This window comes from Streptomyces sp. NPDC059452 (assembly GCF_042750035.1).
Classification (GTDB): domain Bacteria; phylum Actinomycetota; class Actinomycetes; order Streptomycetales; family Streptomycetaceae; genus Streptomyces.
The window spans coordinates 87,685-108,792 of the sequence record NZ_JBHYVE010000002.1; the positions used below are offsets into that span (position 1 = coordinate 87,685).

A 21,108-nucleotide genomic window follows, 5' to 3' on the forward strand; every position below is an offset into this window, starting at 1 on the left:
GGGGCGGGTGGGGTGGGCGGAGTGGTGGTGCGGGCGTCCGGCGGGGTGGGGCGGGAGGTGCGCGCTGCGGGGTGGGGGCGCTGCGCGGGCTGTTCCCCTCCCCGCCCCTTCCCGAAACCGGGGCTCCGCCCCGGACCCCGGTCCTCAAACGCCGGACGGGCTGAAAGGAAAGCCGGGGCGGGCGGAAGGACAGCCGGGACGGGCGGAAGAACAGCGGGGCGGGGCGGAGGAAAGCCCGGGGGGCTAGATGCGTTCGAGCACCCGGGCCAGCAGCGCGCCCATCCGGGTGGCCGAGTCGCGGCCCGCCTGGAGGACCTCCTCGTGGTTCAGGGGCTCACCCGAGAGGCCCGCCGCCAGGTTGGTGACCAGGGAGAGGCCCAGCACCTCGGCGCCCGCCTCGCGGGCCGCGATGGCCTCCAGGACGGTGGACATGCCCACCAGGTCGCCGCCGAGGACCCGGACCATGTTGATCTCGGCCGGGGTCTCGTAGTGCGGGCCGGGGAACTGGACGTACACGCCCTCTTCGAGGGTGTCGTCGATCTCCTTGCACAGCGCGCGCAGGCGCGGCGAGTACAGGTCGGTCAGGTCGACGAAGTTGGCGCCGACGATCGGGGAGGTCGCCGTGAGGTTGATGTGGTCGCTGATCAGGACCGGCTGTCCGGGGCGCATGCCCTCGCGCAGGCCGCCGCAGCCGTTGGTCAGCACGACGGTCTTGCAGCCCGCCGCCACCGCCGTACGGACTCCGTGGGCGACGGCGGCGACGCCGCGGCCCTCGTAGTAGTGCGTACGGCCCAGGAAGACCAGCGCGCGCTTGTCACCGATCTTGTACGAGCGGATGGTCCCGCCGTGGCCCTCGACCGCGGGGGCCGGGAAGCCGGGCAGCGCGGTGACGGGGAACTCGGCCTCCGGGGCGCCGAGTGCTTCGCCCGCGGGCGCCCAGCCGGAGCCCATGACCAGGGCGACGTCGTGGGTCTCGGCGCCGGTCAGCTCGCGCAGGCGGGCGGCGGCCCCGGCAGCGGCTGCGTACGGGTCGCCCTGGATGTTGTCCGGAATAACTGATGCGTTCACGCGGAAGAGCGTAACCGCTGATTGCCTACGCGCGTAGATGTCCTGGTGCAAAGACTCGCCGGAAGGCTTTGTGGCTTCGCACGAAGAGGGGTCGGCACACCTCGCTCGGCAAGGGGCCGGCACCCTTCTCGGCAAGCTCTCGCAAGGCGTCGGCGCGCCCCGCTCAGCAGGGGCGCTTGCGCAGGCTCATCACATAGTCGTGGGGGGCGCCCGCGGACTCGGCCGCGTCCGCGATCTCGCCCAGGTAGCGGGCGGAGGGCAGGCCGCCCTCGTACCCGTTCAGCACATACATCCAGGCCGGCTCCTCGCCGTCCAGGGTGTGTACGCGTACGCGCATCCGCCGGTAGATGTCGAGCCCGACGCCCTCCCAGCGGTCCATGGAGTCCTCGTCCATCGGAGCCAGGTCGTACAGCGCGACGAAGACCTGGGAGCGCGGTGCCTCCACCACGGTGGCCAGCGCGCCCTCCCAGCCCATCTGCTCCCCGCCGAAGGTCAGCCGCCAGCCGTTGAGCCAGCCGGTGCTGCGCATCGGGGAATGCGGGGCGCGGCGGGTCATGAGCCGCGCGTCGAGGTTGCCGGCGTACGCGGCGTAGAGCGACATGGGACCGAGGGTACGGGAGGGGGGCGCGGGAGTGCCGGTTCCTGTGACGAAGGCCCCGGTCGGGGGAGTACCGGCCGGGGCCTCGAAGGGCTGTGCGGGCGGGCCGTTCCCGTACGTCCGGAGCCCCGGCTCCCGTATGGAGGGCCCCGGGGCGAATCTGTTTGGCGCGTGCGGGACAATGGAGTACGTACTGCATTCCCCCGGGGCGATCCCCCGGACCCCCGGCCGGGGCGGCAGACGGCCGCGGGATTGACACCCACGCGAGGCGGACTTTTCGTGACCCGGATCGTGATCATCGGCGGCGGCCCCGGCGGCTACGAGGCGGCTCTGGTGGGCGCCCAGCTCGGCGCGGAGGTGACCGTCGTCGACTGCGACGGCCTCGGCGGAGCCTCGGTACTCACCGACTGTGTGCCATCGAAGACCCTGATCGCGACGGCCGAGGTGATGACGACCTTCGACTCCTCGTACGAGGAGCTGGGGATCATCGTCGCCGACGACACGCCGCACAAGGAGCACGCCGCCCGGGTGGTCGGCGTCGACCTCGGCAAGGTCAACCGACGCGTCAAGCGCCTGGCGCTGGCCCAGTCCCACGACATCACCGCCTCCGTCACCCGGGCCGGTGCCCGGGTGATGCGCGGGCGCGGCCGGCTCGACGGGCTCCAGGCGACCGACGGCTCCCGCGAGGTCGTCGTCACCGCCGCCGACGGCACCGAGGAGCGGCTGAGCGCCGACGCGGTGCTGATCGCGACCGGCGGCCACCCCCGCGAGATCCCCGACGCGCAGCCGGACGGCGAGCGCATCCTGAACTGGACCCAGGTCTACGACCTCGACGAGCTTCCCGAGGAGCTGATCGTGGTCGGCTCCGGTGTCACCGGCGCCGAGTTCGCCGGGGCCTACCAGGCGCTCGGCTCCCGCGTCACCCTCGTCTCCTCCCGTGACCGGGTGCTCCCGGGCGAGGACCCGGACGCGGCCGCCGTGCTGGAGGACGTCTTCCGCCGCCGCGGCATGAACGTCATGGCCCGCTCCCGCGCCCAGTCCGCCAAGCGGGTCGGCGACCGGGTCGAGGTGACGCTGGCCGACGGCCGGGTCATCACCGGCTCGCACTGCCTGATGGCGGTCGGCGCGATCCCGAACACCGCGGGCATGGGCCTGGAGGAGGCGGGCGTACGGCTGAAGGAGTCCGGCCACATCCTCACCGACCGGGTCTCGCGCACCAGCGCCCCCGGCGTCTACGCGGCCGGTGACGTCACCGGGATCTTCGCGCTGGCCTCGGTCGCCGCGATGCAGGGCCGGATCGCGATGTACCACTTCCTCGGTGACGCGGTCGCCCCGCTGAACCTCAAGACGGTTTCCGCCAACGTCTTCACCGACCCGGAGATCGCCACCGTCGGCTACAGCCAGGCCGACGTGGACGCGGGGAAGATCGACGCCCGGGTGGTCAAGCTGCCGCTGCTGCGCAACCCGCGCGCCAAGATGCAGGGCATCCGCGACGGCTTCGTCAAGATCTTCTGCCGTCCCGGTACGGGGATCGTGGTCGGCGGCTGCGTCGTCGCGCCGCGCGCCAGCGAACTCATCCATCCGATCTCGCTCGCGGTCGACAACAACCTGACCGTGGAACAGATCGCAAAGGCGTTCACCGTGTACCCGTCGCTGTCCGGATCGATCGCAGAGGTCGCGCGGCAGCTGCACACCCGCAAGCTGACGGACGAGGGCTGACGGCGGGTCAAGACCTGCTGGAGGCCTTGCGGTTGCCGGGGAATTGCGACATTCCCCGGCAACCCCCGCCAGTCCGGGCGAGGGTGATGACCGCTCGGCGATCACACCCGGACAACAACGAAAGCCCCTATACCACTTGGGGGACCGCCGGATGTACAACTTCCGTTATTCGGCGCAAACTGCTGAAAACTCACCGGCGGCCAGGTTACTGTCAGTTTCGTGTTCGCTGCAGAACGTCGTCAGTTGATCCTCGAAATGGTGCGTGCCAACGGGGCGGTATCGCTCCGTGAGCTCGCCCGCGTCGTCCAGACCTCCGAAGTGACCGTACGGCGGGACGTGCGGGCACTGGAGGCAGAAGGACTCCTCGACCGCCGGCACGGCGGTGCGGTCTTGCCGGGCGGTTTTACGCGGGAGTCCGGCTTTCCGCAGAAATCCCATCTCTCCACCGCGGAGAAGACGGCCATCGCCGACCTGGCCGCCTCGCTCGTCGGCGAGGGCGAGGCCATCGTCGTCGGCGCCGGTACGACCACGCAGGAGCTGGCCCGTCGGCTCGCGCGGGTCCCCGGTCTGACCGTGGTGACCAACTCGCTGCTGGTCGCCCAGGCGCTGGCCCATGCCAACCGGGTGGAGGTCGTCATGACCGGCGGCACCCTGCGCGGGAGCAACTACGCGCTGGTGGGCAGCGGGGCCGAGCAGTCCCTCCAGGGGCTGCGGGTCTCCCGGGCCTTCCTCTCCGGGAGCGGCCTCACCGCCGAGCGCGGCCTGTCCACCTCAAACATGCTCTCGGCCAGCGTCGACCGGGCCCTGGTGCAGGCCGCCGCGGAGGTGGTCGTCCTGGCGGACCACACGAAGCTCGGCGCCGACACCATGTTCCAGACGGTGCCCACGGAGCTGATCACCCGCCTCGTCACGGACGAACCCCCGCTCCACGACGAGCGCGCCGCCGCCGAACTCCAGGCCTTGGCGGACCAGGGCGTGGAGGTCACGGTGGCCGGTCCGGAGGCGGACGGGGAGGCTCCCCCTGCGGGCCGCCGACCCCGCCGCGACATGCCGTTGCCGGGACAGCGGCGGACCACGACCCGGACCGGGGGGCTGGGGCCGCAGCTGCGCAGCGCGTCCGCCCTCCCGCCCGACCAGACGCCGGGCGAGCGGGCCCGGGTGGCGGATCTGCGGCGGCGGTAGACCTCCGTCGTCGTACCGGGCGCGAGAGTTTCCCCTCGGCGTCCGACAGGTCAACGTACATTCAACGTCCTTGAGAGACAACGTCCTTGAGAGACACTGGACATGGACGTGTTGCTCGACCTGTAGGGGGGGGGCTGGAATGGCAGGCGTGTCGGGTGCCGGTCGCGCGGTGGCATGGGGCGTGGCGGTCGTAGCGGGCGCGGTGGCGGCGGGGCTGATCGCCATCGCTGTGCTGGTGGACATGGACGCGGCGGACCGGGCGGCCAGCCTCGCGGGAGCCGTCGCGGGTCTCGCGGCGCTGGTGGTGGCGGTGGTGACGCTGGTACGTCCCGGAGCCGGTTCCGGCGGACCGGGTGGCTCCGGAGAGCGCAGGCGCCTGCGGGCCGGACGTGGTGGCATCGTCGCGGGCGGGGACATCAGCGACAACGCCATCGGCCGGGGCTCGCGGGTGGAGTCGACCCGCCCCCGGCGCGGACCGGCGCCCTCGCAGCCGGGCTCCACGGACGTACGCGTCGGACGTGACGGGATCGGTGCGGCGGGCGACATCCGCGGCAACGCGATCGGGGACGAGAGCGAGCGGCGGTGACATCCCGGTGGCCCCGGCGGGGCGGCCGTGCCGAAGAGCCCCTCGCGCCGCCGCACCTGAGGATCGGGGACGGCGGTGTCGGCGCGGGGCGCGACATCAGCCACAACGCGTTCGGCACCGGCAGCCAGGTCTTCGACCAACGGCAATACCACCAGCACCAGCACGTGCAGGGTGAGGCGCGACCGGTGGAATGGCCGTTGGAGATCGGCCGGGTGCCGCCACTGGCCTCCGCGTTCCAGCCACGGACCGCGCTACGGAAGCGGATCGACGCCGTACGCTCCGCCGAGGCCCCGGCGGCCCAGGTGCTGACCGGCAGCGGCGGGGTCGGCAAGTCCCAGCTCGCCGCCTCCTACGCCGCCGAGGCCGTACGCACCGGCACCGACCTGGTGCTGTGGGCCCCCGCGAGCGACGTGCACCAGGTCATCGCCGCGTACGCCCGTGCCGCCGTCCTCGTCGGGGCACCCGGCGTGGAGGGCGCCCACCCGGACGCGGACGCGCGGGCCTTCCTCTCCTGGCTGGCCACGACGTCCCGCAGCTGGCTGGTGGTCCTGGACGACGTCACGGACCCGGCGGGGATGGCGGAGTGGTGGCCGCCGCAGAGCAGGGGCGGCCCGGGCCGGACCCTGGCCACCACACGGCTGTACGACGCCCAGCTCACCGGCGCCGGGCGACGCCGTATCGACGTCGACGTATACAGCCCTCAAGAGGCCCGGGACTACCTCAGTGGCCGTCTGCACGCCGACGGCTGCGACCACCTCCTGGACGGGGCGGCCGACGACCTCACCCGCGAACTCGGCTGCCTGCCCCTCGCGTTGGGTCACGCCGCTGCCTACATGATCAACCAGGCGCTGCCCTGCGCCGCGTACCTGGACCGCTTCGGCGAGAGCGACCGCCGTCTCGACCAGCTCCTCCCGCCGGAGGCCGACACGGAGGGCTACGGCCGCCAGGTGGCGGCGGCGCTGCTGCTCTCGCTGGACGCGGCGCAGCGGTCGGAGCCCCAGGGTTTGGCCGCCCCCGCGCTCTCCCTCATAGCTCTTCTCGATCCGGCAGGTCATCCGCACGCCCTATGGGGCAGCATCGGCGTTCTTCTCCATCTGACCCAGGCTCGCGGGAGCGCGTACGGGAAGAGGCGCTGGTGGCGAAAAGCGGAGCCTCCAGCGCTGGTTACGGGCGAGGAGGCGCACGCCACGCTGCGGACCCTGCACCGCTACGGGTTGATCACCAGCGACCTCCGCGACGAGCCCCGCGCCGTACGCTGCCACGCGCTCACCGGCCGCGCGGTCCGCGAGACGCTGGTCGCGGATCACGGAGACTCCCCTGCCAGTGCGGCAGCGATGGCACTGCTCACCGCCTGGCCCGACGCGGGGGAGGACTCTCCGGACCTCGAAGCCGCTCTGCGCAGCAATACGGCCGCCCTGGCCCGGAACGCAGGCGATGGCCTGTGGGGCCCGCTCGGTCTTCCGGCTCTCGACCGTGCGGGAGAGAGCCTCGTGGCCCTTCACCATGCCAGTGAGTCGATCGCCTACCACGAGTGGCTGATCCCCCAGCACGAACGCCTTCTCGGCGCGGGCCGTGCGAGCACGCGGACGGCCCGTGACCGGCTCGCCCTGGCTTATCGACAGGCGGGCCGCAACCGGGAGGCGGTCGCCCTCGAAGAGCGTAATCTCGCTTACACGGAAAGCGAGTTGGGCTGGGAACACCCGGACACTCTCGCCTCGGGCGCCCGCCTTGCCCTGTCCCGTCGTCTGGCCCGTCTCCACGAGGACGCCGAGGTGCTGGAGCGGCGGGTCGTTGTCGGCATCGAGCGGCTGAGGGATTCACCGGACCCGGCTGTCATGTACGCGCGTTCTCTGATAGCCCGTTGTCACGAACTCGCGGGCCGTGTGGGGGAAGGCATCGCCCTGGTGGAACAACTGCTGACGGAGTACGAGCAGAGGCTCGGCCGGGAGCATCGCTACACCTTGTTGATGCGTTCGACACTCGCCGCCCGCTACGGGAAGGCAGAGCGGTCCGATGAGGCGATCGCTCTTCAGCGGCAGGTTCTCGCTTCCTTCGAAAGGAGCGTCGGCCCCGATCATTCCGACGCCGTCCAGGCGAAGGCTGACCTGGCCGACCGGTACAGAGACGCGGGGCGCACGGATGAAGCCCTGGCCCTTCGGGAGCAGATCGTCGCCGTTCGGGAAGACTGCCTGGGCCCCGAACACTTCCTCACCCTCAATGCCCGCTGCCATTTCGCCGACGCCCTGGGACGAGCGGGCCGGGTGGTCGAGGCCGTTGCCCTGCTTGAGGAGATTCTCCCGGTCCAGGAGCGCGCACTGGGGCCCAAGCACCTGGACACCATGTTCACTCGGATCCTCGTCCAGAGGCTCCGGGGCGGGGACCTCGACGAGTTGCGCCGGGAGTTCCTGGAGGTGTTCAGGACGCCCCTGGCCGACTGACCCCCGCCCCCACGTCGGCTACTTCAACCCCCGCAACGTCAACCGCAGCAGCCGCTCCGCCAACTCCGGATCATCCGGCGACTGTTCGGCGGCGAGCGCGATCGCGTTCGTCAGCTGCAACAGATCATCGATGGACACGTCCGCCCGCACCGACCCGCTCTCCTGCGCCCGCCGCAGCAGCCCCGCCCCCGCCTCCCGCAACGGCAGATGGCACTGGGCGAGCGCCGAAGTCTCGTCCTGCGAGGCCGACATGAGGGCCCGGGCCAGGCCCCGGTACTCACCCGCATGAGTGACGATCGCCCCCAGCCACTCCACCAGCGCCCGGCACGGGGCCTCCGCGCCCGCCAGCTCCCGGGAGCGGTCCAGGAGCGAGCACAGCGCGTCCTGGAACACCGCGTTCATCAGGGCGTGCCGGTTGGGGAAGTGCCGGTAGAGGGTGCCGATGCCCAGGCCCGCCTGCCGTGCGATGTCCTCCAGCGAGGCATCCGTACCGTGCTCGGCGAAGGCCGTACGGGCCACGCCGAGCAGCCGTTCGTGGTTCCGGCGGGCGTCCGCGCGCATCGGCCGCTCCGGCGGCCGTGCCGTGCCCGTCTCCATCGAGATCGGCCCTGCCATGGCTCCCGCCCTCCCTCGGTCCGCGCACCTCTCGTGGGGTCCAGGATGCCACTGCGCGCGCGGTGGCCCGGTCCACCGCATGGGACCGCATACGGAGGGGCCCGGACCGCGTCCTGGTGGACGCGGGCCGGGCCCCTCCGTACGAACTGAGCTGTCAGTCCTTGATCTCGCAGATCAGGGCGCCGGAGGAGACGGACCCGCCGACCTCCGCCGTGAGCCCCTTGACCGTGCCGGAGCGGTGCGCGTTCAGCGGCTGCTCCATCTTCATGGCCTCCAGGACGACGACGAGGTCGCCCTCCTTGACCTCCTGGCCCTCCTCGACCGCGACCTTGACGATCGTGCCCTGCATGGGCGAGGCGAGGGAGTCGCCGGAGGCGGCGGAACCGGCCTTCTTCGCCGCGCGGCGCTTGGGCTTGGCACCGGCCGCGAGGCCCGTACGGGCCAGGCTCATGCCGAGCGACGAAGGCAGCGAGACCTCCAGGCGCTTGCCGCCGACCTCGACGACGACGGTCTCGCGACCGGCCTCGTCCTCGGTGTCCGCGTCGGCGGGCGCGGCGAACGGCTTGATCTCGTTGACGAACTCGGTCTCGATCCAGCGGGTGTGGACGGTGAACGGGTCCGCGGTGAAGGCGGGGTCGGCGACGACGGCGCGGTGGAAGGGGATGGCGGTGGCCATGCCCTCGACCTGGAACTCTGCCAGCGCACGGGCGGCGCGCTGGAGGGCCTGCTCGCGGGTCGCGCCGGTCACGATCAGTTTGGCCAACAGCGAGTCCCAGGCCGGGCCGATCACGCTGCCGGACTCGACGCCCGCGTCCAGGCGGACACCGGGACCGGTCGGCGGGGTGAACAGGGTCACCGTGCCGGGGGCGGGGAGGAAGTTGCGGCCCGGGTCCTCGCCGTTGATGCGGAACTCGAAGGAGTGGCCGCGTACGGCGGGGTCGTCGTAGCCGAGTTCCTCGCCGTCGGCGATGCGGAACATCTCGCGTACGAGGTCGATGCCGGTGACCTCTTCGGTGACGGGGTGCTCGACCTGGAGGCGGGTGTTGACCTCCAGGAAGGAGATCGTGCCGTCGACGCCGACCAGGAACTCGACGGTACCGGCGCCGACGTATCCGGCTTCCTTGAGGATCGCCTTGGACGCCGCGTACAGCTCGTCGTTCTGCGCCTGGGTGAGGAAGGGGGCCGGGGCCTCCTCCACGAGCTTCTGGTGGCGGCGCTGGAGGGAGCAGTCACGGGTGGAGACGACGACCACGTTGCCGTGCTGGTCGGCCAGGCACTGGGTCTCGACGTGGCGGGGCTTGTCGAGGTAGCGCTCGACGAAGCACTCGCCCCGGCCGAACGCGGCGACGGCCTCGCGGACGGCGGAGTCGTACAGCTCCGGGATCTCCTCCAGCGTCCGCGCCACCTTCAGCCCGCGCCCGCCACCCCCGAAAGCGGCCTTGATCGCGATCGGGAGCCCGTTGGCCTCGGCGAACGCCACCACCTCCGCCGAACCGGAGACCGGGTCCGGGGTCCCGGCCACCAGCGGGGCGCCCGCGCGCTGGGCGATGTGGCGGGCGGCGACCTTGTCACCCAGGTCCCGGATCGCCTGCGGGGGCGGGCCGATCCACGTCAGACCCGCATCCAGTACGGCCTGGGCGAACTCGGCGTTCTCCGACAGGAACCCGTACCCCGGGTGGATCGCGTCCGCCCCGGAGTCCTGGGCGGCCTGGAGCACCTTGGCCATGTCCAGGTAGCTGGCGGCCGGGGTGTCACCGCCCAGAGCGAACGCCTCGTCGGCGGCCCGGACGTGCAACGCGTCCCGGTCCGGATCGGCGTAGACCGCCACGCTCGCGATCCCCGCGTCCCGGCACGCCCGAGCAACGCGGACAGCGATTTCGCCACGGTTGGCGATGAGCACCTTGCGCACGATGACTCCCTCCTTGAAACAAGCTGAGTTTAGGGACTACCGACACGGCGCTACGACCCGTCCCCAATGGTGAGCTTGCCCACACGGAGTGTGATCCGAGGCTTGCCCCAGTAGTGAAATCCCTTGTGGCACCACGGTACGCCGGGTTCTACCACCGCACAGTAACCAGCCGGTGTGGTCCAGGTCTCTGTCTTGAAGGTCAACGCCTCACGGCGTTTCTTTGTGGACTCCCTACGAACGGCCGATGGATTCTTTGCCCGGCGTGCGGAGCGGCCCGACCCCTTGTCCGAAGGAATACCGGTAAGTAAGGTCCGCGCTACGTACGTACCGCAGGTAACAGGTCAGGCAACAGGGGAGGCGCCGTGCTGCGCAGACCGGTGGCGATCGTGGCCGCGCTCGTGCTGTTCGGGGAGGCGGTGGGCGTCTTCGCCGTCAACGCCGTCCTCGCCACGGTCGCCGAGAACCAGAACATGTCGCTGGCCGGGATGGACCCGGGGGCCATGTCCACCGGGACCTGGGTGATGGGCGGGGTCTCCGCCCTGCTGCTGATCGGCTGCGGGGTGATCGCGCTGCTCGCCGGGGTCCGGGACCGTTCGCCGGGGCGGTTCGGCCGGATCGCGCTGATCGGCTGCGCGGTCGTGCACGGGGTGCTCGGCGCGGTGGCCGTGGGACTGGTGGGGTGGGCCGCGTTCGCGTTCATGATGGTGGTGCTGGCGCTGCTGGTGTTCACCCTGCTGGCATACGGCCCCGAGGGCCGCGCCGGGGGCGGCGGTGCCGGGGGCGGTGTCGAGGCCGGTCCCGAGGGCCGGTCGGGCGACGGCGAGGCGGCCCCGGCGGCGGTCTGAGCCGCCGAAGGCCGGGCGGAGACGCGTGCGCCTCAGACCCACAAATCCGTGACGGAGACGTCCAGTTCGCCCAGCAGGCGGCGCAGCAGCGGCAGCGAGAGGCCGATCACATTGCCGTGGTCGCCCTCGATGGAGTCGACGAACGGCGCCGAGCGGCCGTCCAGGGTGAAGGCCCCGGCGACGTGCAGCGGTTCGCCGGAGGCGACGTACGCGGCGACCTCCGCGTCGCTCGGCTCCCCGAACCGTACGACGGTGGACGCCGTCGCCGAGGCCGTACGGCCCGAGGCGGTGTCGATCACGCTGTGCCCGGTCTGAAGAATGCCGGACCGGCCGCGCATCGCCTTCCAGCGGGCGGTGGCCTCCTCGGCGTCGGCCGGCTTGCCGAGCGCCTCGCCGTCCAGCTCCAGCACCGAATCGCAGCCGATGACCAGGGCGCCCGCCGCCTCGGGGCGCTCCGCGACGGCCGCCGCCTTGGCCCGGGCCAGCACCAGGGCCAGTTCACCGGGGGTCGGGGCGGTCAGGGCGTCCTCGTCCACCCCGCTGACGATCACCTCGGGGGCGAAACCCGCCTGGCGCAGCAGACCGAGACGGGCGGGGGAGGCGGAGGCGAGCACGAGGCGGCGCTGATCAGTCATACCGCCATCGTAGAAGGGGCCCGCCCCCTCGAAGGTCCTGCCGGGACTCAGCGGGCGCCGAGCACCAGCATCGCCACCAGCATCGCCAGCGCGAGCACGAAGCCCGCGCGGCGCATCATGTCCTCGGCGTCGCGCAGTTCCTTCGGCGGCTTGTTCTCGGGGTCGGACCACAGCATGCTTCCGATCCTGCTGCGCCGGGCGCCGATACGCCTGAGTACGGGTACTCAACCGCATCGACGCCCGCCGGACACCTCCGCGCCACTCAGGCGGGCCAGTACGTCCGGGCCCAGGCCCGGGGGCCCGGCTGCGGACGCCGGGTGCGGGCGATGCGGCCCGGGTCGGACCACTGCTCGGGCGGGACCGGCGCGCCGGACGGCACGGCGGCGCTCGCCGCGGCGCGCGCCTGGACCACCGCCAGGGCGGCGGCCAGCTCCTCGGGGGTCGGGTTGCCCCGTACGACCCTGATCATGGGCGGGCTCCTTTCTCCGGGAACGGGCTACAGCGGGATGTTGCCGTGCTTCTTCGGGGGCAGTGATTCCCGCTTCGTACGGAGCTGACGCAGCCCCTTCACGATGTGGGCCCGGGTCTCGGACGGCATGATCACCGCGTCGACGTAGCCGCGCTCGGCCGCCACGTACGGGTTGAGCAGCGCGTCCTCGTACGCCGTCATCAGCTCGGCGCGCGTCGCGTCCGGGTCCTCGGCGGCGGCGATGGTGCGGCGGTGCAGGATGTTCACCGCGCCCTGGGCGCCCATGACGGCGATCTGGGCGGTCGGCCAGGCCACGTTCAGGTCGGCGCCCAGGTGCTTGGAGCCCATCACGTCGTACGCGCCGCCGAACGCCTTGCGGGTGATGACGGTGATCAGCGGGACCGTGGCCTCCGCGTAGGCGTAGATCAGCTTGGCGCCGCGCCGGATGATGCCGCCGTACTCCTGGTCCACGCCCGGCAGGAAGCCCGGTACGTCCACGAAGGTGATGACCGGCACGTTGAACGCGTCGCAGGTCCGGACGAAGCGGGCCGCCTTCTCGCTCGCGTTGATGTCCAGGCAACCGGCGAACTGCATCGGCTGGTTGGCGACGATCCCGACCGGGTGGCCCTCCACCCGCCCGAAGCCGGTGATGATGTTCGGCGCGAACAGGGCCTGGGTCTCCAGGAATTCGGCGTCGTCCAGCACATGCTCGATCGCGGTGTGCATGTCGTACGGCTGGTTCGCCGAGTCCGGGATGAGCGTGTCCAGCTCCCGGTCCTCGTCGGTGGCGGCGAGGTCCGCCTCCTCCGGGAAGGCCGGGGCCTCGGAGAGATTGTTCGAAGGAAGGTACGACAGCAGCGACTTGACGTACTCGATGGCGTCCTTTTCGTCGCCCGCCATGTGGTGCGCCACCCCGGAGGTGGTGTTGTGCGTACGGGCCCCGCCCAGCTCCTCGAAGCCGACGTCCTCACCGGTGACCGTCTTGATGACGTCCGGGCCGGTGATGAACATGTGCGAGGTCTGGTCGACCATCACCGTGAAGTCGGTGATCGCCGGGGAGTAGACCGCACCGCCCGCGCACGGGCCGACGATCAGCGAGATCTGCGGGATCACCCCGGAGGCGTGCACGTTGCGGCGGAAGATCTCGGCGAACAGGCCGAGGGCCGCCACGCCTTCCTGGATGCGGGCGCCGCCGCCGTCGTTGATGCCGATGACCGGACAGCCGGTCTTCAGCGCGAAGTCCATGACCTTGACGATCTTCTCGCCGTAGACCTCGCCGAGCGAGCCGCCGAAGATGGTGAAGTCCTGCGAGTACACGCAGACCGGGCGGCCGTCGACCGTGCCGTACCCGGTGACGACACCGTCGCCGTACGGGCGGTTCTTCTCGATGCCGAAGTTGGTGGAGCGGTGCCGGGCGAACTCGTCGAGCTCCACGAAGGAGCCCTCGTCGAGCAGCAGCTCGACCCGCTCACGGGCCGTCAGCTTGCCCTTGGCATGCTGCTTCTCGACCGCGCGGGCCGAACCCGCGTGCGTCGCTTCGTCAATGCGGCGCCTCAGGTCCGCGAGCTTGCCCGCGGTGGTGTGGATGTCGCTCTGCGGCTCGGACATCGGGGGGCGGCTCCCTGCCTGGTCACGGGGACGACGACCGGTGGTGGTCACGGGGGGACGGGCGGTCGTCTGTCCGGCTCTGCGGCTACTGACTCGTACTCGTAACGGGTGGTCGCGCAACTCTGGTACGTAACTCTCCGGCTACTGACTCGTAGGGTATCGGCGTGTCTCCGGAAAGGCAGTGCGTCCTTTGCCACACCTAGGGTGGCTTGCATGACACCACCGGATGCGCCACACAACCGCTGGTCGGACCTGGACCGGCCGCCCCTGAACGTGACCGCACTGCGCCGCGGGCTGCTGCGGCCGGACGCCCTCTGGACCGAGCTGGAGGTCGTGGAGGCCACCGGCTCCACCAACTCCGACCTCGCGGAGCGGGCCCGCTCCGGCGACCTGGCCGAGGGGACGGTCCTGGTCGCCGAGGAGCAGACCGCCGGACGCGGCCGCCTGGAGCGGAGCTGGACCGCGCCGCCCCGCTCCGGGCTGTTCTTCTCGGTCTACCTGGAGCCCGGCGACGCCGTACCCGTGGAGCGGTGGGGGTGGGTGCCGCTGCTCGCCGGGGTCGCCGCCGCGACCGGCCTCGCCAAGTCGGCGGGCGTCGATACGGCGCTGAAGTGGCCCAACGACCTGCTGGTCACTGTGGAAGGGGCCGAGCGCAAGGCGGGCGGCATCCTCGGCGAGTTCGCCGGGGACGGCATCGTCGTCGGCCTGGGCATCAACGTCTCGCTGCGCGCGGACGAGCTCCCCGCCCCCACCGCCGGGTCCCTCGCGCTCGCCGGGGCGGTCTCCACCGACCGGGAGACCCTGCTGCGGTCCGTCCTGCGCTCGCTGGAGCACTGGTACGGGGAGTGGAAGGCAGCGAACGGGGACGCGGCGGCGAGCGGGCTCCAGGCGGCGTACGCGGCCGGGTGCGCGACCCTGGACCGGACGGTGCGGGCCGAGCTGCCGGGCGGGAACTCCCTGGTCGGGCAGGCCGTCGCGATCGACGGCGACGGGCGTCTGGTGCTCTCCACCGAGGACGGGCTCCAGCAGCCGGTCTCGGCGGGCGACATCGTGCACCTGCGGGGCGCGGCGGGCGGGCTGACCTGAGGGCGAGCCCTCAAGCCGGGCGCGCTCCAGCCGGGCGCGCTCCAGCCGGGGCGCCGGGAGCGCGCCGCGCTCCAGCCGGGCGCGCTCCAGCCGGGGCGCCGGGAGCGCGTGGCGGCTCCCCGAGTACGCCGTATCCACCCGATGGCTGTACCGGTGGATACCGCGTATCCGGTAAATGTCACGTGCGACGCACCCGTATCGGGCAACCAAGGACGTGAGCTAGGGCACACCTGCCGTATTGTTGAGGCGATCCAGCGACAGATCACTGTTGGGGCGATCAGCGACAGATCGGCAGGCAGTGCGCAGGGAACGGGCAGGAGGCGGCTGGTGACCGTCGGCGACACGACGTCCGGCGCGGGCGAGGAACAGCCCCCGTCGGACTCCTCGGTCCATGCCACCCCGCATCACGAGGTCGACCACACGGCCGAACCGACCGACGACCCCCTCGCGATCCGCCTCGAAGCCCTGATCCTCGGGGCGGACCGCCGCTACACCCCCTTCCAGGCCGCCCGCACCGCCGGGGTCTCCATGGACCTGGCCTCCCGGTTCTGGCGGGCCATGGGCTTCGCCGACATCGGCCAGGCCAAGGCGCTCACCGAGGCGGACGTGCTGGCCCTGCGCCGGCTCGCCGGTCTGGTGGAGGCGGGGCTGCTCAGCGAGCCGATGGCGATCCAGGTGGCCCGCTCCACCGGGCAGACCACCGCCCGGCTGGCCGAGTGGCAGATCGACTCCTTCCTGGAGGGGCTCACCGAGCCGCCCGAGCCGGGGATGACCCGTACGGAAGTCACGTATCCGCTGGTCGAGCTGTTGCTGCCGGAGTTGCAGGAGTTCCTTGTCTACGTGTGGCGGCGTCAGCTGGCCGCCGCGACCGGGCGGGTCGTGCAGGCGGCGGACGACGACGAGATGGTCGACCGGCGCCTGGCCGTCGGCTTCGCGGACCTCGTCGGCTTCACCCGGCTGACCCGGCGGCTGGAGGAGGAGGAGCTCGGCGAGCTGGTCGAGTCCTTCGAGACGACCGCCGCCGACCTGGTCGCCGCGCACGGCGGACGGCTCATCAAGACCCTCGGCGACGAGGTGCTCTTCGCCGCCGACGACGCGGGCACCGCCGCCGAGATAGCGCTCCGGCTGATCGAGGCGATGTCCCAGGACGAGACGATGCCCGCGCTGCGCGTCGGGATCGCCTTCGGCACGGTCACCACCCGGATGGGCGATGTCTTCGGCACCACGGTGAACCTGGCCAGCCGGCTCACCTCGATAGCTCCGAAGGACGCCGTCCTGGTCGACGGGGCGTTCGCCAAGGAGCTGGTCCGGCACGGGGACGCCCCGGAGTCGGAGGCCCAGGCCGCCGAGGAGGCCGCGGCCGCCGCCGAGCGGGCGCGGCTGGCCGAGAAGGAGGGTCGGGAGGCGTTCGACGAGCCGCCGCTGCCCACGTACCGCTTCGGGCTCCAGCCGATGTGGCAGCGGCCGGTGCGCGGGCTGGGGGTCGTGGAGCCGTGGCTGCTCGCGCGGCGGGGGAAGACGGGGGCCTGAGCCCCATTTTCGTCTTTACGGGTTCGGGCCCGGTTTACCTTTACGGGTTCGGGCCCGGCTCGCTTTACGGGTTCGGGGCCTGCTCGCCCTGTCGGTTCCCCGTACACCCTGTCTAGGATCCCTGTCGGTAACGCTCGTTAACCGGCGTTCACCGGTTGCCGCTCGTGGGTGGGCGCCGGTGTCGTCCACCGGCAGTCGACCGACAGGGGTGCAGTCATGACCGTCACGTCCGAGCAGCGGTTCGGGGAGTTCGTCGCCGTACGGCGTCACGAGGGCCAGGAGCACGTGGCCGAGCTGGTGCTCGACCGGCCGAAGGCCATGAACGCCGTCTCCACCGACATGGCCCGCTCCATCGCCGCCGCCTGCGAGGCGCTCGGCGCCGACCGGGACGTGCGGGTCACCGTCCTCACCTCCAGCCATGAGCGGGCCTTCTGTGTGGGCGCCGACCTCAAGGAGCGGAACTCCTTCACGGACGCCGAGCTGGTACGCCAGCGGCCCACCGCCCGGGCCGCCTACACCGGGGTCCTGGAGCTGCCGATGCCGACGATCGCCGCCGTGCACGGCTTCGCCCTCGGCGGCGGCTTCGAACTGGCCCTCGCCTGCGATGTGATCGTCGCCGACGCCACCGCCGTGGTCGGGCTGCCCGAGGTGTCGGTGGGCGTCATCCCCGGCGGCGGCGGTACGCAGCTGCTGCCGCGCCGGGTCGGTGCGGCGCGCGCCGCCGAGCTGGTGTTCACCGCGCGCCGGGTGGAGGCGGCCGAGGCCCGTGAGCTGGGCCTGGTCGACGAGCTGGTGGCGGCGGGCCGGGACCGGGAGGAGGCCCTTGCGCTCGGCGCCCGGATGGCCGCCAATTCGCCGGTCGGGCTGCGCGCGGCCAAGAAGGCGCTCCGGCTGGGGCACGGGCTCGACCTGCGGGCGGGTCTTGAGGTGGAGGACGCGGCCTGGCGGTCGGTGGCCTTCTCCGGGGACCGGGCGGAGGGCGTCGCCGCCTTCAACGAGAAGCGGAGCCCGCGGTGGCCGGGTGAGTAGTGGGGCGCTTCTGCGTGTACTGGGGCGGCCCGCCGCGTGACGCCGAAAATTAGTTGCCCATCAAACTGATCAAAAGCGAACAAATCTACATAAGCTGGACGAATGGGTGGAGACGATGCGCGGCTGCGGGCCGTGGTGGCGCTGGCGCAGACCATGGCCGCGGCCTACACGCCGCGTGAATCGTGGCGGGCGGCCGCGCTGGGGGCCTGCGAGGCGCTGGGCGGCAGTTTCGCCGCGCTCTCCGTGTGGGAGCGGGACCGGGGCAGGCTGCGGGTCCTGGTGAACGCGGGGCAGCGGGCCGAGGGGGAGGAGGAGTTCCCCGAGGAGGAGGCCTACCCGGTCCACGAGTTCCCGGAGATCACCGAGTTCCTGCACGAACGCTGGGCCGGCGGCGGCGAGCCCGACGCCTGGGTGGAGACCGCCGACGGCGGCCCCGGCGCGGGCGGCCCGGCGCGTGGCGCCCGCCCGTACTGCCACCAGCGGGTGGCGGCCCTGCGGCGGCGCGGCCGGGGCTGCTGCGTGGTCGCCCCGATCGTGCTGCACGGGCGGGCCTGGGGCGAGCTGTATGTGGCCCGACCGGCCGGAAAGCCGGTCTTCGACCGAGACGACGCCAACTTCGCGACCGTGCTCGCCGCCGTCGTGGCCTCCGGGATCGCCCAGACCGAACGGCTGGAGGAGGTCCGCAAGCTGGCCTTCACCGACCCGCTGACCGGCCTCGCCAACCGCCGGGCCGTCGACATCCGTCTGGACGAGGCGATCGAGGCGCACCGTACGGCGGGGATCGTCGTCAGCCTCGTCGTCTGCGATCTGAACGGCCTCAAGGCGGTGAACGACACCCACGGCCACGCGGTCGGCGACCGCCTGCTGGAACGTTTCGGCTCGGTACTCTCCCTCTGCGGGGCGATGCTCCCGGACGCGCTGGCCGCCCGGCTCGGCGGCGACGAGTTCTGCCTGCTCGCGGACGGGCCCCCGGCGGACGACGTGGTGGGGGTGGCCACCGAACTGTGCGACCGGGCGGCGGTGATCGAGCTCGGCAACGGGGTGGCCTGCGGGGTCGCGTCGACCGGCGACCCGATCGGCCCGGTGCGCTCGGCCCGCCGGCTGTTCCGGCTGGCGGACGCGGCGCAGTACCGGGCCAAGGCCGCCCGTTCGCCGCAGCCGGTGGTGGCGGGGCGGGACGGCGAGGTCATCCGGCTGGCCGACTCCCCGCCGAAGTCCGCGCACGACCGGCGCAGGCTGCGCGGCAACCGGCCGTGAGCGCGGGTGTTCGGCGCGGTCGGGTGTGCGGTGCGGAGTCGGCTCAGTGCGGTGGGGCCAACGGCTCCAGGGCGTTGCCGATGCTGCACCCGCCCTCCCCGGGCATCCGCTGGATCCGGGACGGCACCCACACCGCGGTGGTGCCGGGGCGCACATGGGCGACCAGGCAGTCCTGCGGGTCATGGCCGTTGCCCTTCAGGGACATGAGGATGCCGACCCGGTCGCCGTCCGCCTTCACCTCGGTACGTATCGCCTGATCCAGATCCAGGGCGGCGAGCGTACGACGTATCGCGGCCTCGTCCACCCGCCCGTCCTCCGGCACCTGCGGAAGTTTCGCGCGGAGCTCCTCGTGCGGCAGCCGGGGCGGTTCGGGCAGCGGGGCGAAGGTCAGCGGAGGGCCGTCCGGGCAGCCCACGGCACGGGGATCCTCGCCCCACTCGGTCTTGGGGGAGACCCGTACCGAGAAGCAGCGCACCACGGTGACCGGCTCGTGGTCGCGCCGCTGCCCGTACGCCGTACCGGAGGTGCGGACGACCAGGTCGATGCCGTCCCCTTCGTGGGTCGAGGCGCCCTTCACCCGCAGCACCTCCACCCCGTCGATACCGGACGCGGAGCGTCCGACCTCCTCCGCCGTCCGCGAGCGCGGGATATGGAGGCGCTCACCGGCCTTCCTGGCCGTCTCCCGTGCGGCGTCCGTCGCCGCACTCTCGGCCGACTGCACCAGTAATCCGCAGCCGACGGTGAACAACAACAGTGGGGCGAGCAGCAGGAGTCGTCGCATACGCGCAGCTTTCCGGTGGAGCGCCGGGCGGGCAATCCGCTCTCGTACTCAGACGGGCCGGGCGGCTGTCCGTTCCCCGAGGGCTGACCGCGAGCGGGCCGGTAAGGGGCCCTGTGCCCCACCACTAGTGACACGCAGGGTTTCAATCCGTACGCTGCTGAATATGGATATGCACACTGTCGTGGTGGGGACGTCCGGAACCACCGCCGAGGACGTCGTCGCCGTGGCCCGCCACGGCGCCCGGGTCGAGCTCTCCACCGCCGCCGTGGACGCGCTGGCCGCCTCCCGCCTCATCGTGGACGCGCTCGCGGCCAAGCCCGAGCCGGTCTACGGCGTCTCCACCGGCTTCGGCGCCCTCGCCAGCCGCCACATCAGCACCGAGCAGCGCGCCCAGCTCCAGCGCAACATCGTCCGCTCGCACGCGGCGGGCATGGGCCCCCGGGTGGAGCGCGAGGTCGTGCGCGCGCTGATGTTCCTCCGGCTCAAGACGGTCGCCTCCGGCCACACCGGCGTACGCCCCGAGGTCGCGCAGACCATGGCGGACGTGCTCAACGCGGGGATCACGCCCGTCGTCCACGAGTACGGCTCCCTCGGCTGCTCCGGCGACCTCGCGCCCCTCTCGCACTGCGCGCTCACCCTGATGGGCGAGGGTGACGCGGAGGGTCCCGACGGCACGGTCCGCCCGGCCGGTGAACTGCTCGCCGCGCATGGCATCACCCCCGTCGAGCTGCGCGAGAAGGAGGGCCTGGCCCTCCTCAACGGCACCGACGGGATGCTCGGCATGCTGGTCATGGCCCTCGCCGACCTCCGTAACCTCTACACCTCCGCCGACATCACCGCCGCCCTCTCCCTGGAGGCGCTGCTCGGCACGGACAGGGTGCTGGCCCCCGAGCTGCACGCCATCCGCCCGCACCCGGGCCAGGGCGTCAGCGCGGACAACATGCTGCGGGTGCTCGCCGGGTCGGGTCTGACGGGTCATCACCAGGACGACGCGCCCCGGGTCCAGGACGCCTACTCCGTACGCTGCGCCCCCCAGGTCAACGGCGCCGGACGCGACACCCTCGACTACGCGGCCGTGGTCGCGGGCCGCGAACTGGCTTCCTCGGTCGACAACCCGGTGGTGCTGCCCGACGGCCGGGTCGAGTCCAACGGCAACTTCCACGGGGCGCCCGTGGCGTACGTCCTGGACTTCCTCGCGATCGTCGCCGCCGACCTCGGCTCGATCTGCGAACGCCGCACCGACCGGCTCCTCGACAAGCACCGCTCGCACGGCCTGCCGCCGTTCCTCGCGGACGACGCCGGGGTCGACTCGGGGCTGATGATCGCCCAGTACACGCAGGCCGCCCTGGTCAGCGAGATGAAGCGGCTCGCGGTCCCCGCCTCCGCCGACTCCATCCCGTCCTCCGCGATGCAGGAGGACCACGTCTCCATGGGCTGGTCGGCCGCGCGCAAGCTCCGTACCGCCGTGGACAACCTGGCCCGGATCGTCGCCGTCGAGCTGTACGCGGCCACCCGCGCGGTGGAGATCCGGGCCGCCGAGGGACTGGTCCCCGCCCCCGCCTCGCAGGCCGCCGTGGCCGCGCTGCGGGCCGCCGGAGCCGAGGGGCCGGGCCCGGACCGCTTCCTGGCGCCGGACCTGGCCGCCGCCGACACGTTCGTACGGGAAGGGCGTCTGGTCGCGGCGGTGGAGCCGGTCACGGGCCCGCTGGCCTGAGAACCGGCTCCGTACGCACGGAAAGGGCTGCCGCATCGG

19 protein-coding genes are annotated in these 21,108 nt (G+C 72.3%); 10 read left to right on the forward strand and 9 right to left on the reverse strand.

Going from position 1 to position 21,108, the window contains the following annotated elements:
• Positions 1 to 243 precede the first annotated feature (243 nt).
• Both ACFW9Z_RS03335 and ACFW9Z_RS03340 read right to left on the reverse strand, forming a co-directional pair.
• Complete coding sequence (locus ACFW9Z_RS03335) at positions 244 to 1,068, reverse strand: purine-nucleoside phosphorylase (protein ID WP_084748871.1); 825 nt, start codon at positions 1,066 to 1,068, stop codon at positions 244 to 246.
• Positions 1,069 to 1,231: 163 nt separating this feature from the next.
• On the reverse strand, positions 1,232 to 1,669 hold the full coding sequence (locus ACFW9Z_RS03340; RefSeq protein WP_384633617.1) for a gamma-glutamylcyclotransferase: 438 nt from the start codon (positions 1,667 to 1,669) through the stop codon (positions 1,232 to 1,234).
• A gap of 276 nt (positions 1,670 to 1,945) precedes the next feature.
• On the opposite strand from ACFW9Z_RS03340, the gene ACFW9Z_RS03345 reads away from it, so the two are divergent.
• The 4 genes from ACFW9Z_RS03345 to ACFW9Z_RS03360 all read left to right on the forward strand — a co-directional run bounded on the left by ACFW9Z_RS03345 (position 1,946) and on the right by ACFW9Z_RS03360 (position 7,591).
• Positions 1,946 to 3,385 carry an NAD(P)H-quinone dehydrogenase gene (locus ACFW9Z_RS03345; RefSeq protein WP_384633620.1) on the forward strand — a complete coding sequence of 480 codons (1,440 nt, stop codon included), beginning with the start codon at positions 1,946 to 1,948 and terminating at the stop codon, positions 3,383 to 3,385.
• 219 nt (positions 3,386 to 3,604) lie between these two features.
• On the forward strand, positions 3,605 to 4,567 hold the full coding sequence (locus tag ACFW9Z_RS03350) for a DeoR/GlpR family DNA-binding transcription regulator (RefSeq protein WP_384633623.1): 963 nt from the start codon (positions 3,605 to 3,607) through the stop codon (positions 4,565 to 4,567).
• Positions 4,568 to 4,748: 181 nt separating this feature from the next.
• Positions 4,749 to 5,153, forward strand: coding sequence for a hypothetical protein (locus ACFW9Z_RS03355; protein WP_384633625.1), 405 nt, complete (start codon positions 4,749 to 4,751; stop codon positions 5,151 to 5,153).
• The gene (locus ACFW9Z_RS03360; RefSeq protein WP_384633627.1) at positions 5,150 to 7,591 is read left to right on the forward strand and encodes a tetratricopeptide repeat protein; all 2,442 of its coding nucleotides are present in this window, start codon (positions 5,150 to 5,152) and stop codon (positions 7,589 to 7,591) included. The genes ACFW9Z_RS03355 and ACFW9Z_RS03360 overlap by 4 nt, the downstream gene beginning before the upstream one ends.
• Before the next feature lie 18 nt (positions 7,592 to 7,609).
• On the opposite strand, the gene ACFW9Z_RS03365 is transcribed toward ACFW9Z_RS03360, so the two are convergent.
• Both ACFW9Z_RS03365 and ACFW9Z_RS03370 read right to left on the reverse strand, forming a co-directional pair.
• A complete protein-coding gene (locus ACFW9Z_RS03365) occupies positions 7,610 to 8,206 on the reverse strand; it encodes a TetR/AcrR family transcriptional regulator (protein ID WP_384633630.1) in 597 nt (198 codons plus the stop codon).
• A gap of 154 nt (positions 8,207 to 8,360) precedes the next feature.
• Positions 8,361 to 10,115, reverse strand: a complete 1,755-nt coding sequence (locus tag ACFW9Z_RS03370) for an acetyl/propionyl/methylcrotonyl-CoA carboxylase subunit alpha (RefSeq protein ID WP_384633633.1) — start codon at positions 10,113 to 10,115, stop codon at positions 8,361 to 8,363.
• A gap of 362 nt (positions 10,116 to 10,477) precedes the next feature.
• Here ACFW9Z_RS03370 and ACFW9Z_RS03375 point away from each other — a divergent pair, with 362 nt between their 5' ends.
• The gene (locus ACFW9Z_RS03375; RefSeq protein WP_384633636.1) at positions 10,478 to 10,960 is read left to right on the forward strand and encodes a hypothetical protein; all 483 of its coding nucleotides are present in this window, start codon (positions 10,478 to 10,480) and stop codon (positions 10,958 to 10,960) included.
• Between the two features lie 32 nt (positions 10,961 to 10,992).
• Here ACFW9Z_RS03375 and ACFW9Z_RS03380 read toward each other — a convergent pair whose 3' ends face one another.
• From ACFW9Z_RS03380 to ACFW9Z_RS03395, 4 genes are all read right to left on the reverse strand, one after another.
• Entirely contained in the window at positions 10,993 to 11,595 is a 603-nt protein-coding gene (locus tag ACFW9Z_RS03380) for a nucleoside triphosphate pyrophosphatase (protein ID WP_384633639.1), read from the reverse strand.
• Positions 11,596 to 11,642: 47 nt separating this feature from the next.
• Positions 11,643 to 11,771 carry a morphogenic membrane protein MmpB gene (mmpB, locus tag ACFW9Z_RS03385; RefSeq protein ID WP_384633642.1) on the reverse strand — a complete coding sequence of 43 codons (129 nt, stop codon included), beginning with the start codon at positions 11,769 to 11,771 and terminating at the stop codon, positions 11,643 to 11,645.
• A gap of 86 nt (positions 11,772 to 11,857) precedes the next feature.
• Positions 11,858 to 12,064 carry an acyl-CoA carboxylase epsilon subunit gene (locus tag ACFW9Z_RS03390; RefSeq protein WP_384633645.1) on the reverse strand — a complete coding sequence of 69 codons (207 nt, stop codon included), beginning with the start codon at positions 12,062 to 12,064 and terminating at the stop codon, positions 11,858 to 11,860.
• Positions 12,065 to 12,091: 27 nt separating this feature from the next.
• Positions 12,092 to 13,672, reverse strand: a complete 1,581-nt coding sequence (locus ACFW9Z_RS03395; RefSeq protein ID WP_384633648.1) for an acyl-CoA carboxylase subunit beta — start codon at positions 13,670 to 13,672, stop codon at positions 12,092 to 12,094.
• Positions 13,673 to 13,885: 213 nt separating this feature from the next.
• On the opposite strand from ACFW9Z_RS03395, the gene ACFW9Z_RS03400 reads away from it, so the two are divergent.
• From ACFW9Z_RS03400 to ACFW9Z_RS03415, 4 genes are all read left to right on the forward strand, one after another.
• Positions 13,886 to 14,758 carry a biotin--[acetyl-CoA-carboxylase] ligase gene (locus ACFW9Z_RS03400; RefSeq protein WP_384633650.1) on the forward strand — a complete coding sequence of 291 codons (873 nt, stop codon included), beginning with the start codon at positions 13,886 to 13,888 and terminating at the stop codon, positions 14,756 to 14,758.
• Between the two features lie 327 nt (positions 14,759 to 15,085).
• On the forward strand, positions 15,086 to 16,288 hold the full coding sequence (locus tag ACFW9Z_RS03405; protein WP_384633653.1) for an adenylate/guanylate cyclase domain-containing protein: 1,203 nt from the start codon (positions 15,086 to 15,088) through the stop codon (positions 16,286 to 16,288).
• A gap of 216 nt (positions 16,289 to 16,504) precedes the next feature.
• Positions 16,505 to 17,317 carry an enoyl-CoA hydratase/isomerase family protein gene (locus ACFW9Z_RS03410; RefSeq protein ID WP_384633656.1) on the forward strand — a complete coding sequence of 271 codons (813 nt, stop codon included), beginning with the start codon at positions 16,505 to 16,507 and terminating at the stop codon, positions 17,315 to 17,317.
• Between the two features lie 102 nt (positions 17,318 to 17,419).
• On the forward strand, positions 17,420 to 18,574 hold the full coding sequence (locus tag ACFW9Z_RS03415) for a diguanylate cyclase domain-containing protein (RefSeq protein WP_384633659.1): 1,155 nt from the start codon (positions 17,420 to 17,422) through the stop codon (positions 18,572 to 18,574).
• A 43-nt stretch (positions 18,575 to 18,617) separates the two neighbouring features.
• Here the strand turns inward: ACFW9Z_RS03415 and ACFW9Z_RS03420 are convergent, their stop codons facing one another.
• Complete coding sequence (locus ACFW9Z_RS03420; protein ID WP_384633662.1) at positions 18,618 to 19,355, reverse strand: translation initiation factor IF-2; 738 nt, start codon at positions 19,353 to 19,355, stop codon at positions 18,618 to 18,620.
• Positions 19,356 to 19,518: 163 nt separating this feature from the next.
• Here ACFW9Z_RS03420 and hutH point away from each other — a divergent pair, with 163 nt between their 5' ends.
• A complete protein-coding gene (hutH, locus tag ACFW9Z_RS03425) occupies positions 19,519 to 21,069 on the forward strand; it encodes a histidine ammonia-lyase (RefSeq protein ID WP_384633665.1) in 1,551 nt (516 codons plus the stop codon).
• Positions 21,070 to 21,108 lie beyond the last annotated feature (39 nt).